The sequence below is a fragment of the Pseudoduganella sp. GW821-FHT12E03 genome (genome assembly GCF_058807115.1).
Genome location: NZ_JBXAQJ010000007.1, coordinates 448118 through 462982 on the forward strand (window position 1 = coordinate 448118; position 14865 = coordinate 462982).

Genomic DNA, 14865 nt, shown 5'->3' on the forward strand with positions numbered 1-14865 from the left:
ATCCGGCGGCGCGGGGGATGTCGATCCGGCAAAAGGATTAGCCGCCGATATAAGACATTTCCACTTTGCGCGCGGCGGCGGGCAGGGTGGTCTGGCTGGTGCGCAATTCCGAGTAGCGGTCGCCACGCCCCTGCCACAGGTGGCTGATGGCGCCGCTGATCTGCGCATCGGTGGCGCCATTGCGCAGCAGCGCGCGCAAATCATGGCCCCGGGTGGCAAACAGGCAGGTATACAGTTTGCCTTCGGTGGACAGGCGCGCGCGCGAACAATCCTTGCAGAACGCTTGCGTCACGCTGGAAATCAGGCCGATTTCCCCGCCGCCATCGAGATAGCGCCAGCGTTCGGCGGTTTCGCCGGTGTAATTGGCAGCCACCGGTTCAATCGGCATCTCGGCCCCGATACGGCGCGCCACTTCGCTTGACGCCACGACTTCATCGAGTTTCCAGCCATTCGACGCGCCGACGTCCATGTATTCAATGAAGCGCAGGATGAACGGGCTGTTCTTGAAATAGCGCGCCATCGGCAGGATTTCCTGGTCATTCATGCCGCCTTTGACGACCATGTTGACCTTGATTGGCCCCAGGCCCACTTGGTGCGCGGCAGCGAGACCGTCGAGCACGTCGCTGACGGCGAAATCCACGTCATTCATGCGCTTGAACACCGTATCATCCAGCGCGTCCAGCGACACGGTGACGCGCTGCAAACCCGCATCTTTCAGCGCCTGCGCCTTGCGGGCCAGCAGCGAGCCATTGGTGGTCAGGGTCAGGTCAAGCGGCTTGCCGTGCACGGTTTTCAGGCGCGACAACATCTCGATGAGTTTTTCTATGTTCTTGCGCAACAGCGGCTCGCCACCCGTCAGCCGCAGTTTTTCCACGCCGTGCTCGATAAAGATTTGCGCAATGCGGGTGATTTCCTCAAAGCTCAGCAGGGAGGAGTGGGGCAGGTAGCTGTAATCCTTGTCGAACACTTCCTTGGGCATGCAATACACGCAACGGAAGTTGCAGCGATCGGTGACGGAAATGCGCAAGTCGTGCAGCGGACGGTCAAGCTGGTCACGCAGGCTGCCGGTGGGGGCCTGCAACACGTCGGGCACAAAGGCAGCCTGGGCCCGCTGGTCGGTAAACACAATGATTTTCTCAGACATACAGCTACGATAGCACGACGCCAGCCACCTCGCCGGCGGCAGAGTGGATTGTCGTTGTACGCCGGCGTGCATAGTGCCGGCGAAATAAAAACGGCCGCAAGTGCGGCCTGTCATTGGTCGTGCCTGTATCTTTCAAGTCGCGTTAAAGCGTCGCAACGATGGTCAATCCTGTGATGAGCGCAGCTGCAAATACCAGGCCGAGACACACCATGGCTTTGGCGAATTTGGCGTCATCGTTGGTGATGGTTTGCATTAACTGCAACATAATAGAACTCCTGTTTTCCTAGCGAATGAGTGTAGCACACTAGGCGAACTTGAAGTGCACGGCGGGATAGAGCACACAAAGGCCCAGCGTGATCAGGATCGACAGGCCGATCACGTACCAGTTGGTGGTGCCGCTCGTCGCGGTCCGCAGCGTGCTGAACCCGACCAGGACCGTGCAGACGAATCCCATCACGATACACACGCCGACAGTCCAGCCTATGCTGGCGTGCAAGTCCGGATGTTTATCCCAGGCGGCGACGGCATCATAGGCCGTGGCTGCAAGCATCGAAATGGCGGTCCAGAACAGTTGCCCGGTATCGACCGACTTGCGCAACAGCGTCCGCCATGTGGTGGCCCCGCTTCCCGTTGCGGTATGAGTCGCCTGGTCGATGGCGATCAGTAACAGCATCAAATAGGGAAGTAATACCGGCACTGCAATGTTGATGGAAAGCCATAGCGCATTGCTGACTATGAACTGAAGCAATGAGGACAGGAGTTCGGGCATCGCGAGGCCAGGGAAGAAGAGCAAGCTGCATCCCAGTATTGATACCATCGCGCTGCCGCCGATGATGTGCTGAACGTCAAAGAGGGAGGCCGCAGCCTCCCTCTTTGGTCACCGCGCTGTTGGATCAGCGGCGGGTGTTGACTTGCACCAGCGGTTCAGTCGACTGCGGTGGCAGCGGCTTGCGTTCGCGTGGCACGCGGGCTGGCGCCGTTACCTGGGCCGCCGCTTCCTGGGCCGCGCGCAGCTTGGCCGGGTCGGTCGCCGCCAGGGTCAGGCCGGCCGCTTCCAGTACCGCGTTCAAGTCCGCTGGCGACTTTGCCGCCGGGGCTGGCGCTGCAACCGGTGCGGTTTCCGCCACTGGCGCAGCGGCAACAGGCGCTGCCTCGGCCACCGGTGCTGCCACTGCCGCGGCAGCTTGCTCAACCGCCGGCGCCGTGAAGGCGTACTCGGCTGCAGGAGCAGGTTCCGGTACGACTGGTGCGGCTTGCGCCACGGCAACTGCTTGCTCGATGATCGAAGCAGGCGCAGCGGCAGGGGCGGCTGCTTCCACCGCCGGAGCGGCTTCCGCGACCGGTGCCGCCTGGACTGCTGGCGCCACGTCGGCAGCCGGAGCGGCCACTTCAGCAACAACGGCTGGCGCTGCTTCGGCGGCAGGCGCGGCTTCCGCCATTGGCGCGGCAGCAACCGGTGCAACTTCGGCAACTTCAGCAGCCGGCGCAACAGCGGTAGCTGCGGCAGCTACTGCCACCGGCGCGGCGGCAGGGGCTTCAGCGACCGGTGCAATTTCCGCAACCGGCGCCATGGCCTCAACTTGAGCAGCAACTGGCGCAACGTCCACCGCAGCGGCTGGCGCCACTTCGGCAGGAGCAGGAGCGGCCGCCACGGCAACAACAGCGGTTTCCGTGACTGGCGCGGCAGCAGGAGCGGCTGGAGCCGATTCCGCGACAGGCGACGCGGCGGCAGCAGCCGGCGCCGATTCGGTAACCACCGGCGCCGCCACGGCGGCCGGCGCGGTTTCCGCACCTTCCGCTGGCGCCACGGTGAAGCTGATCACCGGGCTGCGTTCCGCGCCTTCCGCGCCGTCAACACCCTCGGCACCCTCTTCACGCTCGCGGCGGTTGCGGTTGCGGCCGCCACGACGGCGGCGGCGGCGCGGCTCGTCGCCGCCTTCCGCACCTTCGTCATCGCCTTCCGGACCGGCATTGGCCGCCAGTTTCTGCGGAGCTTCGACCACCGGGGCCAGGGCTGGCGCGCCCGGTGCGGCGGCCGTCAGCGCGACCGCGCCGGCGGCCAGGACTGCCGCCGCCTCGTCGGTTTTGACTTCAATCGCCTTGTCGGCACGCGGTTCACGCGGTGGGCGTTGCGGACGCTCGCCACGTTCAGCACGCTCTGGGCGCTCGGCACGCTCGGGACGTTCAGCACGTTCCGGACGTTGGCCTTGCGCTTCCGCTGGCGCGCCTTCGCGGGCTTCACGCGGTTCGCGTGGCGGACGCGGTGGACGCGGTGGACGACCTTGCGCATCGGCTGCCGGTTTCGCGCCTTCGTCACCAGCGGCGCGCACGCCGGGTTCGCGTTCTTCGCGGACTGGCTTGCCATTGCGCTCGTTGCGTTCATTGCGATTGCGGCCGCGTTGACCACGGGCATTGCGGTCCTGGCGGTCGCCCGCTGGTTTCGTCGTGACGATGGTTGGCGCCACCGGCGCCACTGGCGCAGGTGCTTCTTCCTTGCTGGAGAAGAACGAGAACAGGCGGGCAAAGAAGCCTTTTTCCGCTGGCGCAGGGGCTGGCGCGGCGACCGGCGCGACGGCCGGTTTCGCCGCTTCGGCGGCCTTGCGGTCCACCATTGGCGCCGGCTGTTCCGGCGTAATGGTTTTCACCACGGCTTCCTGGCGCGGCTTGGCTTCTTCCTTCTGGCGTTTTGCATAAGCCATGTCGGTTTCGGCGGACTCGGCCAGGGTGTAGCTGGCGGCGTGGTCTTCCAGGCGCGGATCGTCGTGCTTGATGCGTTCCAGCTTGTAGTGCGGCGTGTCCAGGTGCTTGTTCGGGATCAGGATCACGGTGATGCGGTGACGGTTCTCGATCTTCAGCACTTCGCCGCGTTTTTCGTTCAGCAGGAAGGCAGCGACATCCACCGGCACTTGCACGTGGATGGTGGCCGAGTTTTCCTTCATCGCTTCTTCCTGGATGATGCGCAGCACCTGCAGGGCGGACGATTCGGTATCGCGGATGTGGCCGGTGCCGGAGCAGCGCGGGCACGTCACGTGCGAACCTTCGGACAGCGACGGACGCAGGCGCTGGCGCGACAGTTCCATCAGGCCGAAGCGGGAAATCTTGCCCATTTGAACGCGGGCGCGGTCGTGGTGCAGCGCGTCCTTCAGGCGCTGTTCCACTTCGCGCTGGTTCTTCGACACTTCCATGTCGATGAAGTCGATCACGATCAGGCCGCCCAGGTCGCGCAGGCGCAACTGGCGCGCCACTTCTTCGGCCGCTTCCAGGTTGGTATTAAAGGCGGTGGTCTCGATGTCGGAACCGCGGGTGGCGCGGGCCGAGTTGACGTCGACCGACACCAGTGCTTCGGTATGGTCGATCACGATGGCGCCGCCCGATGGCAGCGGCACGGTACGGCTGTAGGCCGTCTCGATCTGGTGTTCGATCTGGAAACGGGAGAACAGCGGCACGTCGTCGCTGTAGCGTTTCACGCGGTGCACCATGTCCGGCATCACGTGGCTCATGAACTGGTGAGCCTGCTCGTAGATGTCGTCGGTGTCGATCAGGATTTCGCCGATGTCCGGCTGGAAGTAATCGCGGATGGCGCGAATCACCAGCGACGATTCCTGGTAAATCAGGAACGCGCCCGATGCGCCTTTCGACGCGCCTTCGATGGCACGCCACAGTTGCATCAGGTAATTCAAGTCCCACTGCAGTTCTTCGACCGTGCGGCCGATGCCTGCGGTGCGGGCAATCACGGACATGCCTTGCGGCAAGTCCAGCTTGTCCATGGTTTCGCGCAATTCCTGGCGCTCTTCGCCTTCGACGCGGCGCGATACACCGCCGCCGCGCGGGTTGTTCGGCATCAGGACCAGGTAGCGGCCGGCCAGCGAGATGAACGAGGTGAGGGCGGCGCCTTTATTGCCGCGCTCTTCCTTTTCCACCTGCACCATGATTTCCTGGCCTTCGCGCAGCGCTTCCTTGACGGACGCGTTACGCACATCGACACCTTCGCGGAAGTAGCTGCGCGCCACTTCCTTGAAGGGCAGGAAACCGTGGCGGTCTTCGCCGTAGCTGACGAAGCAGGCTTCGAGCGAGGGTTCGATCCGGGTGATGACGCCTTTGTAGATATTGGATTTACGCTGCTCGCGGCCGGCGGTTTCGATGTCGATATCGATCAGCTTCTGACCATCAACAATCGCTACCCGCAATTCCTCTTGCTGCGTAGCATTAAACAACATGCGTTTCATTTTTTATTAACTCCGCGGCCCCATAGGCCATCAAGCCGCTCCCGTGGGAACGGCGTAGTACATGGGATATACGCGGGAGTAAGGAGGCTGTGGAAAATGCCTCGACATGCGGTGCAGCAGGGGTCGTGTTGACCCTGGCCGCCGCAAAGGGCGCATGAAACCAATCGTCATGCCGAGTGCGCGCACTGCCTGCAAGCTCATCCGCGCGGCTCCGGGCAGTTGCAATCTGCGGGGAGGGGGCGGGGCCATGCAGGCGTGCGCAAATCGTCGAGCCAGCGCAACAGCGCCTGGCGAAAACGGCAGCGTTATCAGCTTCATCAAACCGGCGAGCAACGACTATGGGCTTGCTCGCCAGACTCATCCTAACTATCCAGCCAATCTAATCCCAACACCCGTGCCCTCTACCCGATGACAACAGCGGTTGCCACCCTGATATGCGCACGAGTGTGCGTATACGTTTTTTTCCACTGAATTTGCAATCAGGCGAGGCCAGTGGATACGCCCCTGTGTAAAATGTGCTTTTATTCTTACACCTGCAGCAGGGTTACCCGCAGCGAAAAGATTATATATTCAAAATGAAGGACTTAGAGAGATTTCTGGGAAGATGAATAAGAAAACGCCTGAAAATGGCCCGCAAGCTTCCCCCGCACAGGTCCTGCCGCAAGCACAATTCCTGACAATCGCCGAAGAAGAAGCCGGACAACGGATAGATAACTACCTGTTGCGGATCTGCAAAGGGGTGCCGAAAAGCCATATTTACCGCATCTTGCGGTCCGGAGAAGTGCGCGTCAATAAAGGCCGCATCGACCAGCTTTACCGCCTGAAGGAGGGGGACCTCGTGCGGGTGCCGCCGATCCGCCTGGCGGAAAAAGCGGAATCCGTCGTGCCGCCGTGTGAATTCGATATTATTTTTGAGGATGCCCAATTATTGGTGATCGACAAGCCGGCCGGCGTCGCCGTGCATGGCGGTTCCGGTGTGTCATTTGGCGTCATCGAACAGTTGCGGGCGTCCCGCCCGGACGCGAAGTTCCTGGAACTGGTACACCGCCTGGACCGCGACACCTCCGGTTTGCTGTTGCTGGCCAAGAAGCGCTCGGCGCTGACCAACTTGCATGAACAAATGCGCGACGGGCATACGGATAAGCGATACCTGACCTTGGCAGTGGGTGATTGGAAGAACGCCCGTCAGCATGTTAAATTGCCATTGCGTAAATATTCCACGCCGGATGGCGAGCGCCGCGTATCGGTTTCCGAAGATGGCTTGCCATCGCACACGGTGTTTTCGCTGCTGAAAAAGTATCAGGACTTTGCCTTGCTGGAAGCGGAACTGAAAACCGGGCGAACGCACCAGATTCGTGTTCACCTGGCATCGTCTGGCTTCCCTATTGCAGGTGATGACAAATACGGCGATTTTGCGTTGAACAAGGCGCTGCAGAAAGCCGACGCGACACGCGGCGCGCTGAAGCGGATGTTCCTGCATGCGCACCAGATTACGTTTACCCATCCGGAAACCGGCAAGGTCATGACCCTGCGGGCGCCATTGGCCGCCGAATGCGAGCGATTCTTGGTAAGCTTGGGCAAACCAGTGAATTGATATGTGGGTGCCCGGCCTAAAGCCCCGGCACCCAAGTTTCTAATAGAGGAGCCGGCGCCAATGCGCCGGGTGTCATGCCAAGAAAGCAATTTGATCTGATTGTCTTCGACTGGGACGGGACGTTGATGGACAGCACATCGACGATCGTCAAATGTATCCAGGCGTCAGCGCGCGACCTGGGCTTGCCAGTGCCAGGGGAAGATGCCGCGTCACACGTGATTGGCCTGGGCTTGTATGAAGCCATGCAAGCGGTGCTGCCGAATGTCGACCCGAAGTATTATCCGCGCATGGTGGAGCGCTATCGCTACCACTTCCTGTCAAAAGACCATGAATTGACGTTATTTGACGGTGTGGCGGAGATGTTGCAAGAGTTGTCAGCGAGCGCTTACTTCCTTGGCGTGGCAACGGGCAAGAGCCGCGTTGGCTTGAATCGCGCGCTGGCGGAAGCCGGCTTGCTGTCGATGTTCGATGCGACCCGCTGTGCCGATGAAACGTTCTCCAAACCCCATCCCGCCATGTTGCAGGAACTGACCCGCGAACTGGGGCAGGACATGAAGCGCACGGTGATGATCGGTGATACCAGTCACGATATCCTGATGGCGAACAATGCCGGCGCGGCCGGTGTTGCCGTGGAATATGGCGCCCATCCGGCCGATCAGTTGCACGCGTGCAACCCGATGTATTCCGCCAAGACCGTGCAGGAACTGCATCAGTGGCTCAGTGAGCACGCCTGATGGAGGCAGTGCAGGACATCCTGATTTGCGCGGCGGCCGACGTGGAAGAGGGCGGCCGGGGCGTGCGTTTCCCGGTGACCGCTTTTGGCGACGATGCAACGGGATTTGTCGTGCGCCATGGCGGCGTGGCCTACGCCTACCTGAACCGCTGCGCCCATGTGCCGATCGAGCTGGACTGGGTGCAGGGGGAATTTTTCGAGTCCAGCAAACTCTATATTATGTGTTCCACCCACGGCGCGATTTACGTGCCGGACAGCGGCTTTTGCGCCGGCGGCCCGTGCCGTGGCGGCCGGCTGCGTCCGATCAAGGTGGTGGAACGCGACCAGCAACTCTTTTGGCAACCGGATGAATTCATTCGTCCGGCGCGCGCCTGAATAACGAACAATGAGCGAAAACACAAGCGATAGCACGCCCGGCGCGGACCTTCCGCCCACGCCGGCTCCGACCTCCGCGCCGACCGTGGCGCCGACTTCAGCGCCAACGGCGCCGCCGCGTGAAGTGGGCGGCCTGAACTGGGAGCGGGAAGTCCTGGAAAAACTGGTGTTGTCCACCGTGCGCGAACGGCGCGCGCACCGGCGCTGGGGCATCTTTTTCAAGCTGCTGACCCTGGTGCTGATTTTCTTTGCCGTGGCCGCGTATTTTGATATTTCATGGCCCGGCGGCGATGGCGAAGCGCTGGGGCGTCACACGGCGCTGATCGAAGTGGACGGCAATATCGAGTCCGAAGGCAGTGGTTCGGCGGCTGTCGTGATTCCCGCATTGAATAAAGCGTTTGCCGACAATGGCTCGGTGGCGGTGGTGTTGCACATCAACAGCCCGGGCGGCAGCCCGGTGCAAGCCGGCATGATCGTCGACGAAATCCACCGCTTGCGCAAAGGTTATCCCAACAAGCAACTGTATGTGGTGGTCAACGAGATTTGCGCGTCCGGCGGCTATTACATTGCCGCGGCGGCCGACCAGATCTATGTCAACAAGGCCAGTGTGGTGGGGTCGATCGGCGTGTTGATGGAAGGCTTTGGCTTTACCGGCATCATGGGGAAAGCCGGCGTGGAACGCCGCTTGCTGACGGCGGGCGAACATAAAGGGTTCATGGACCCGTTCCTGCCGCTGTCCGACAAGCACCGCCAGCATGCGCAAACCATGCTCAATGAAATTCACCAGCAATTCATCGACGTGGTGCGCGCGGGGCGTGGCAAACGCCTGAAGGAAACACCGGAAACGTTCTCTGGCCTGTTCTGGACCGGCGAGCGCGCCATCAAGATGGGCCTGGCCGATGGCTTTGGCACGGTGGACACGGTGGCGCGCGATGTGATCCATGCGGAAGACATTGTGGACTACACGCAACATGAAGGCTTGCCGGAGCGGGTGCTGAAGAAATTTGGCGCAGCCATGGGCGAGGGCGCGGTGAAGGCGGCGGTTCGCAATGCGGGACGCGAAATTCGCTAGGAAAAACATATAGTAGAGTTGTTGCGCATCAGTGCGCTCGTGCACAGAACCATGTTGGCATTTATGCCTTTTCGGTCCTTGCAATCTCCCGGGGGTGGACTATATTGGTGGTGTAGTTCATTCCAAGGGAGGCCGCAAAACAACCTAACTCGTTGTCTGCACTGTCAGAAACGAACTACTTAACCGCATCGTGAATGCGGACTCGAGTGAATTTCAGTTCCTCGCATTGAGTCCCGGGATGGGACTGGAGAACGGCGGCAGCAGTGCCGCTGTTTTCATTTGTGCTTTGTGCATGCAGTTCTTCGGCTTCCGAATGGAAGCCGCCAGCGCCCAGCCAGTCCAGGAATTGTCCTTGAGTCGCCAGCCGCCATGCCGCCTGCGCTGTATCGGGATTGGCGCGCGCCTGGATGAGGATCAGCTCGCCAGTGTGCTGCGCCATGAAGTGGAATGCAGATTGGGTCATGTGCCCTCCTGATTCTTACAGCGGTTAGGTGGATTCCTACGATTAATTCAGTGTAATCCTGCGGGTAGGGTCATGGTTGATCTATATCAAATGGCCTGTGGAAGATGCATCTGGTAAAGTCTCGCGAATGAGCAAATTATCTTTAGACCGCATCCTGCAATCGCAGGGCTTTGGCACCCGCAAATATTGCCGTGCCCTTATCGAAGATGGCGAAGTCAGCATTGCTGGCGTAGTCCATGACAATTACAAGGAAACCCTGGAAACCGGCGGCCTGGTGCTGACGGTATTCGACGAAGAGTGGGTGGTCCGCGAGCACGTCTATATCGCGCTGTACAAGCCGGCGAATTATGAATGTTCGCGCAAGCCCAGCCACCACCCGGGTGTGTTGACCTTGCTGCCGGAACAATGCACGTGGCGCGATGTGCAGCCGGTTGGGCGCCTCGACCATGACACCACCGGGCTGCTGCTGATGTCCGACGATGGTCCGTTCATCCACGCGCAATCGTCGCCCAAGCGCCACGTGCCCAAGGTGTACCAGGCCACCACGGCCGAGCCGGTGACGCCGGAATTGGTGGCCCAGCTACTGTCCGGCGTGCAATTGCACGATGAGCCGGCGCCGCTGGCGGCGCTGGTGTGCGAACAGAAGGGCGAACACTTGCTGGAAATCGTGCTGGAGCAGGGTAAATACCACCAGGTCAAGCGCATGCTGGCGGCCGCCGGCAATCATTGCAGCGCACTGCACCGGTCGGCGATTGGCGGGTTGGAGCTGGCGTCGCTGGGATTGGCGGAAGGGGAATGGTGTTATTTGAATGAGGAACAGTTGGCCCTGCTGGCGCCGGCATAACAACGCAGGGCCGCAACTTCCTCCCTTACGCCGCCATGCAGCGCCGGATCGTCGGCCATCCGCCGGGAAAGCGGCAGTCCCGGCAGCGGTACCCCAGGCAGGACATGTTCCGTGGTTACGGCCGCAGGCGGCGTTTTTCCTTGCGGCCGTGCTTCAGGTAGTGCTCATATGGGTTACGGCCTTCCGCTGCGACGTCGGGGTTGGCCGCCAGGTATAGTGCGCCATCAAAATTGTCCCAGTTATGGCTGCCTTGGGCGGAGCAAGTGTCGACGAATCCTTGCGGCACCGGATTGCCCGCATAGTGATGGGCTTTCTCTTTGCCTGTCCCGATGTCGACCAGTTTGCGGAAGTCGATCTTGCCGTAGAACGGGTCCGACGCCATCGGCGTGTAGTAGGAGCAATCGTCAAAGTAATAATGGGTGACTTGCGACCAGCGGGTGCGCAACGGATTGGCCTGGCGCGAGCCGCCATGCATCAGGTTGGCGGCCCAGATCAGGGCCTGGCCTTTCTTTGCATGGAAATACTCGGGTTGCGCGCCATGCGACTCCACCAGCGCGCGCCACATTTCCTCATACAAGCCTTGCGTCGGTGATCCCTCCATCAGCGCCACACAGCGGCCGATATGTTCATTCGTATAGATGGGCCAGCGGTGGCTGCCAGGGTAATACACCAGCGGACCGTTTTCGTCGTTGATGTCTTCCATCGCCACCCAGACGCCGCACATGAAGCGTTCCGGATTGGAGCTGAAGTGAATGGAGTCGGTATGGATATGCTGTTGGGTACCTACCGGGAAGTTCAGGGTCTGGAATGGCCAGGCCGTGCGGCCGTACAGTTTGCAGAGCAGGTCAAGGATTTGCGGGTTACAGGCGATGCTCTTGACGTTGCCGTTGAATTGCCAAGCATCCTGCACGCGCAAGCTGATGCCGCGCTGATGGCCGCTTCGCCGCCAGCCTTCGAGGTCATAGTGCGGGTGCAGGTCGGCTTTGATGGCTTCGGCCTTGCTATCAAAATCCGGGTCGGGGAAGTCCAGGACAGCATAACCCTTGACCGCCAGTTCGAGGGCGATCCGGCGGGTATGGTCATCGATAGCCGGGTCGCTGAAGATTTGTTGGAAGAAAGGGGACTCGACGTGCGGGACGCCGGGCAGGAGATTCTTCATGGAAATGCGTAGTAAATCATTAATCGTTCTGCATTGTAACTGCCTTCACGAATACTGCGCGACGGCTGTTGCACTTTTTGTGCTGCAAGCCGTTATGAAGCCAGTAAACGATTTGCCAGCGCTTGGGTAAAGCGCCTCAGGTCGGGTACGGCGGTGGCTTCCCAATAGTTTGCCTTCAGCCATGGCCCGATATAGTAAATCGCATCCGATGTATTCCCATGCGCATCCAGGACGGCGCAGTCTTCCCCAATATCCAATCCCAGCCCTAAATTGTCCCTGCGGATTAAGCCGTCATTCAACAGTTGATTGACCAGCGCACTCCCTGTGCCATAGGGGTCCGCGCATGGCCCCGTGCAATTGACGACCCAGGCCGTGCGGACATTTTTCGTCTGTAATACGCCGCGTGGCTGTATGGTGGCGATCACACCGGTGTTGCTTTCGTCAAAGCCGCGCAGCCGCCCGGCGATGGTCTGGATTGTCCCTGCCTTCAATGCCGCGTCGAACTTTTCAAAGACCGCAGGAGCGAGACGATGGCGATGGGTATCCCAATATGGCTGCACGTGGCGCAGGAAGCGTTTGCGCTCTTTTTCCGTATAAGCGAGCCAGACTTCCGCTGTCACCGGGCGTAGCAGTGCCATGCCTTCGCGCCAGTCCCTGCCATCCCCTGCCAGTTGCCGGCTGTAGTTGCGAAAACCCCTAAGGTGTTCCCTTACTGTTGAGGCGTTGCCCCAGATGGCGTCTGCCCCTTGCCCTGCCGCCGGCGGGTGTCCGCCATGGCGATGATGCTGGGGCAGTAGCCCGCGCCGGGAGAGTGCCGTGATCGGGCGCTGTGGATTGCGGTTTAATAGCGTCATCGCAATGTCCACGGCAGTGAGGCCGGTGCCTAATAGAAGTACAGGATCATCTGGGTTAATACTGTCGAGCTTGCTGTTATCCCATGGGTCGCGGATGTAATGCCGGCTGCCGTAGAAAGCCGTGTCGGCAATGCGTGGATTGCTTGATGGGAAATGGCCTAATGCCAGTACCACCTTGTCCACTTGCATTGTTTCTCCACATCCCAATGTCACGATCACAGATGAACCGGCAGGTGTGATGCGGGTGACATGCTGGTACAGGCGCTCCAGTGTTGTTCCCGGGCGGGCTAGCTGTTCGGCATGTGCGAGCAACCATTCGAGGTAATCGCCATAAATGCCGCGCGATACAAAACTGCCGCTATCAATGCCGGGATCACGTTTGCGTGCGAACTCGAGGAAGTGCCCGGGGGCATCATCAAAAGCACTCATGTTGCCCGCAGGAACATTCAGCGTATGGTCTGGACTTTGTGTGCCATAGGCCATACCCCTGGCGACCCGGCCGCTGCCGTTGGCGAGAATGATGCGCAAGGATGGATGTTGATTCTGTTGCAATAGGCGGGCGGCGGTCACAGCCCCGGAGAAGCCGGCGCCCACGATCAGAATTGTTTTCATTATGCTTTATCTGAATATGTTTATTACTTTTTTGAATTATATGATGGGCAAATCGCCCCGGGTAGGCCGGCAGGCATAGTTGCCGAATCTTAGGCTTTTCAAGTACGAAAAACACTTATTCTCTGGTAATCGACTGCCCGCTATGTCATCATTCCCCGTTGCGGTTGCGATTCGTGCAATCATCTGCTCCTCAAATATATGAAATCTAGCAACACTGTGTGGCATAGCGCGACGGTCACCCGCGCCCGGCGTGAAAAGCTCAACGGGCACAAAGGCGCCATCATCTGGTTCACGGGCCTTTCAGGCTCCGGCAAGTCCACGCTGGCGCATGCCGTTGAAGAACGGTTGCACCAGGCGGCTTGCCGTACCTTCGTTCTGGACGGCGACAATGTCCGCCACGGCTTGTGCGCGGACCTGGGATTTTCCGATGAGGCGCGTACGGAAAACATCCGTCGTGTTGGCGAGGCTGCCAAACTGTTTGTGGAAGCGGGCGTGGTGGTGTTGACGGCGTTTATTTCGCCTTTTGAAGGGGATCGCGAGCGCGTGCGCAAACTCGTTGGGGAAGAAGATTTTATTGAGGTTTACTGTAAGTGCCCGCTGCAGGTATGTGAGCAGCGGGATGTAAAAGGCTTGTACAAACGGGCCCGGGCTGGCGAGATACCTCACTTCACTGGCATTTCTTCACCCTACGAGGCGCCTTTCGCGGCGGATTTGGTGGTGGATACGGGGATGCTTTCGCTGGATGAGTGTGTCGGCACCGTTTTAGCCATATTGCACGAGCGTCAAGTCGTTAATGTACCGGAGTTTGCGAATTGAAGGTCACCCAGGCGTTGCTGGACATGCTGTGCGCCATTGCGGAAGAGGCGGGGCGCACCATCTTGGATGTGTATGAGGGCGATTTCGAGGCAATCGAAAAAACCGATCAATCCCCGCTGACGGTTGCCGACACGCGGGCGGATGCGGTTATCCGGGCGCGCCTGGAAAGTGCGTTTCCCGACGTTTATATCTTGTCGGAAGAGTCGCGGTCATCCGGGCAGCCCCCTGCGGCTGACGCAGTGTTTTTCCTGGTCGATCCACTCGACGGCACCAAGGAGTTCATTAAACGCAATGGCGAGTTCACAGTCAACATTGCGCTGATTGTTGATGGCGCGCCAGTGGCCGGGGTGGTTTTCGCCCCCGCATTGTCCGCCATTTATTATGCCGGTGAGGGCTTGGGGGCGTGGCGGCGCGATAGTGAAGGGCTTTGCCAATTAAGAATGGCGCAATGGCAGCCGCCGATGGCGTTGCAAGTGATTGGGAGCCGTTCGCACGGTGCGGAGGAATTGAATGGATGGCTTCGTAAGCTGCCAGGGCCGTGCGAATTCGTTGCGGCAGGAAGCTCGCTGAAATTCTGCCGTGTTGCGGAAGGCAAGGCGCATGTGTATCCGCGTTTTGGCCTGACCAGCCAATGGGACACTGCTGCGGCGCATTGCGTTGTGAACCTTGCTGGCGGTGTCGTGGTCGCGTTGGATGGCTCGCCCTTGAGGTACGGTGTGTCGCGGCCGATTCTTAACAGCCACTTCATGGTCGGTCATGAACTAAATGTGAATTATTTCTTGCAACAATGTAGTTAATATTTACATTTCTTACTGGTATTGATAATTTCCATTAAAATAAGATCCCTTGTTGGTTGATATGGTGAGAATGACATGATTTTTGTGACCGGCGGAGCTGGCTTTATCGGCTCGAATTTCGTGCTCGACTGGCTGGCGCAATCGGACGAATCAGTTTTAAATTACGACAAACTGAC

Annotated in this window: 15 protein-coding genes; 8 read left to right on the plus strand and 7 right to left on the minus strand. The window is 59.8% G+C overall.

Annotation, left to right across the window (positions count from 1 at the left end):
- Positions 1-37 precede the first annotated feature (37 nt).
- From moaA to AC1RRC_RS20105, 4 genes are all read right to left on the minus strand, one after another.
- A complete protein-coding gene (gene moaA, locus AC1RRC_RS20090; RefSeq protein WP_493057290.1) occupies positions 38-1144 on the minus strand; it encodes a GTP 3',8-cyclase MoaA in 1107 nt (368 codons plus the stop codon).
- 142 nt (positions 1145-1286) lie between these two features.
- Complete coding sequence (locus AC1RRC_RS20095) at positions 1287-1409, minus strand: hypothetical protein (protein WP_493057291.1); 123 nt, start codon at positions 1407-1409, stop codon at positions 1287-1289.
- Between the two features lie 39 nt (positions 1410-1448).
- Positions 1449-1913, minus strand: coding sequence for a hypothetical protein (locus tag AC1RRC_RS20100; protein ID WP_493057292.1), 465 nt, complete (start codon positions 1911-1913; stop codon positions 1449-1451).
- A 124-nt stretch (positions 1914-2037) separates the two neighbouring features.
- The gene (locus AC1RRC_RS20105; protein ID WP_493057293.1) at positions 2038-5370 is read right to left on the minus strand and encodes an Rne/Rng family ribonuclease; all 3333 of its coding nucleotides are present in this window, start codon (positions 5368-5370) and stop codon (positions 2038-2040) included.
- A 604-nt stretch (positions 5371-5974) separates the two neighbouring features.
- On the opposite strand from AC1RRC_RS20105, the gene AC1RRC_RS20110 reads away from it, so the two are divergent.
- The 4 genes from AC1RRC_RS20110 (at position 5975) to AC1RRC_RS20125 (ending at position 9144) form a co-directional block, all read left to right on the plus strand.
- The gene (locus AC1RRC_RS20110) at positions 5975-6964 is read left to right on the plus strand and encodes an RluA family pseudouridine synthase (RefSeq protein WP_493057294.1); all 990 of its coding nucleotides are present in this window, start codon (positions 5975-5977) and stop codon (positions 6962-6964) included.
- A 74-nt stretch (positions 6965-7038) separates the two neighbouring features.
- Positions 7039-7698, plus strand: a complete 660-nt coding sequence (locus tag AC1RRC_RS20115; protein ID WP_493057295.1) for an HAD-IIIA family hydrolase — start codon at positions 7039-7041, stop codon at positions 7696-7698.
- Positions 7698-8072 (plus strand): Rieske (2Fe-2S) protein, encoded by a 375-nt coding sequence (locus AC1RRC_RS20120; RefSeq protein WP_493057296.1) that lies wholly within the window; start codon positions 7698-7700, stop codon positions 8070-8072. The genes AC1RRC_RS20115 and AC1RRC_RS20120 overlap by 1 nt, the downstream gene beginning before the upstream one ends.
- 10 nt (positions 8073-8082) lie before the next feature.
- Positions 8083-9144, plus strand: a complete 1062-nt coding sequence (locus tag AC1RRC_RS20125) for a S49 family peptidase (RefSeq protein WP_493057297.1) — start codon at positions 8083-8085, stop codon at positions 9142-9144.
- 175 nt (positions 9145-9319) lie between these two features.
- Here the strand turns inward: AC1RRC_RS20125 and AC1RRC_RS20130 are convergent, their stop codons facing one another.
- Positions 9320-9607 (minus strand): hypothetical protein, encoded by a 288-nt coding sequence (locus AC1RRC_RS20130; protein ID WP_493057298.1) that lies wholly within the window; start codon positions 9605-9607, stop codon positions 9320-9322.
- A gap of 127 nt (positions 9608-9734) precedes the next feature.
- Here AC1RRC_RS20130 and AC1RRC_RS20135 point away from each other — a divergent pair, with 127 nt between their 5' ends.
- Complete coding sequence (locus tag AC1RRC_RS20135; protein WP_493057299.1) at positions 9735-10451, plus strand: pseudouridine synthase; 717 nt, start codon at positions 9735-9737, stop codon at positions 10449-10451.
- A 115-nt stretch (positions 10452-10566) separates the two neighbouring features.
- Here AC1RRC_RS20135 and AC1RRC_RS20140 read toward each other — a convergent pair whose 3' ends face one another.
- Positions 10567-11610, minus strand: a complete 1044-nt coding sequence (locus AC1RRC_RS20140; protein ID WP_493057300.1) for a phytanoyl-CoA dioxygenase family protein — start codon at positions 11608-11610, stop codon at positions 10567-10569.
- Positions 11611-11702: 92 nt separating this feature from the next.
- Positions 11703-13076 carry an FAD/NAD(P)-binding protein gene (locus AC1RRC_RS20145; protein ID WP_493057301.1) on the minus strand — a complete coding sequence of 458 codons (1374 nt, stop codon included), beginning with the start codon at positions 13074-13076 and terminating at the stop codon, positions 11703-11705.
- A gap of 198 nt (positions 13077-13274) precedes the next feature.
- Between AC1RRC_RS20145 and cysC the strand changes: the two genes are divergently transcribed.
- The 3 genes from cysC to AC1RRC_RS20160 form a co-directional block, all read left to right on the plus strand.
- On the plus strand, positions 13275-13892 hold the full coding sequence (gene cysC, locus AC1RRC_RS20150) for an adenylyl-sulfate kinase (protein ID WP_493057302.1): 618 nt from the start codon (positions 13275-13277) through the stop codon (positions 13890-13892).
- Positions 13889-14689, plus strand: a complete 801-nt coding sequence (gene cysQ, locus AC1RRC_RS20155; RefSeq protein ID WP_493057303.1) for a 3'(2'),5'-bisphosphate nucleotidase CysQ — start codon at positions 13889-13891, stop codon at positions 14687-14689. Before cysC ends, cysQ begins: the two co-directional genes overlap by 4 nt.
- Positions 14690-14764: 75 nt before the next feature.
- The coding region (locus tag AC1RRC_RS20160) for an NAD-dependent epimerase/dehydratase family protein (RefSeq protein ID WP_493057320.1) at positions 14765-14865 on the plus strand (101 nt) is incomplete at its 3' end.

Excerpts from the sequence above, each read along its gene's own strand:
- AC1RRC_RS20130 (WP_493057298.1), bottom strand. The coding sequence starts at position 9,607 with ATGACCCAATCTGCATTCCACTTCATGGCGCAGCACACTGGCGAGCTG.
- moaA (WP_493057290.1), bottom strand. The coding sequence starts at position 1,144 with ATGTCTGAGAAAATCATTGTGTTTACCGACCAGCGGGCCCAGGCTGCC.
- AC1RRC_RS20125 (WP_493057297.1), top strand. The coding sequence starts at position 8,083 with ATGAGCGAAAACACAAGCGATAGCACGCCCGGCGCGGACCTTCCGCCC.
- AC1RRC_RS20135 (WP_493057299.1), top strand. The coding sequence starts at position 9,735 with ATGAGCAAATTATCTTTAGACCGCATCCTGCAATCGCAGGGCTTTGGC.
- AC1RRC_RS20110 (WP_493057294.1), top strand. The coding sequence starts at position 5,975 with ATGAATAAGAAAACGCCTGAAAATGGCCCGCAAGCTTCCCCCGCACAG.
- AC1RRC_RS20105 (WP_493057293.1), bottom strand. The coding sequence starts at position 5,370 with ATGAAACGCATGTTGTTTAATGCTACGCAGCAAGAGGAATTGCGGGTA.
- AC1RRC_RS20115 (WP_493057295.1), top strand. The coding sequence starts at position 7,039 with ATGCCAAGAAAGCAATTTGATCTGATTGTCTTCGACTGGGACGGGACG.
- AC1RRC_RS20095 (WP_493057291.1), bottom strand. The coding sequence starts at position 1,409 with ATGTTGCAGTTAATGCAAACCATCACCAACGATGACGCCAAATTCGCC.
- AC1RRC_RS20145 (WP_493057301.1), bottom strand. The coding sequence starts at position 13,076 with ATGAAAACAATTCTGATCGTGGGCGCCGGCTTCTCCGGGGCTGTGACC.
- AC1RRC_RS20140 (WP_493057300.1), bottom strand. The coding sequence starts at position 11,610 with ATGAAGAATCTCCTGCCCGGCGTCCCGCACGTCGAGTCCCCTTTCTTC.
- AC1RRC_RS20100 (WP_493057292.1), bottom strand. The coding sequence starts at position 1,913 with ATGCCCGAACTCCTGTCCTCATTGCTTCAGTTCATAGTCAGCAATGCG.
- AC1RRC_RS20120 (WP_493057296.1), top strand. The coding sequence starts at position 7,698 with ATGGAGGCAGTGCAGGACATCCTGATTTGCGCGGCGGCCGACGTGGAA.
- cysC (WP_493057302.1), top strand. The coding sequence starts at position 13,275 with ATGAAATCTAGCAACACTGTGTGGCATAGCGCGACGGTCACCCGCGCC.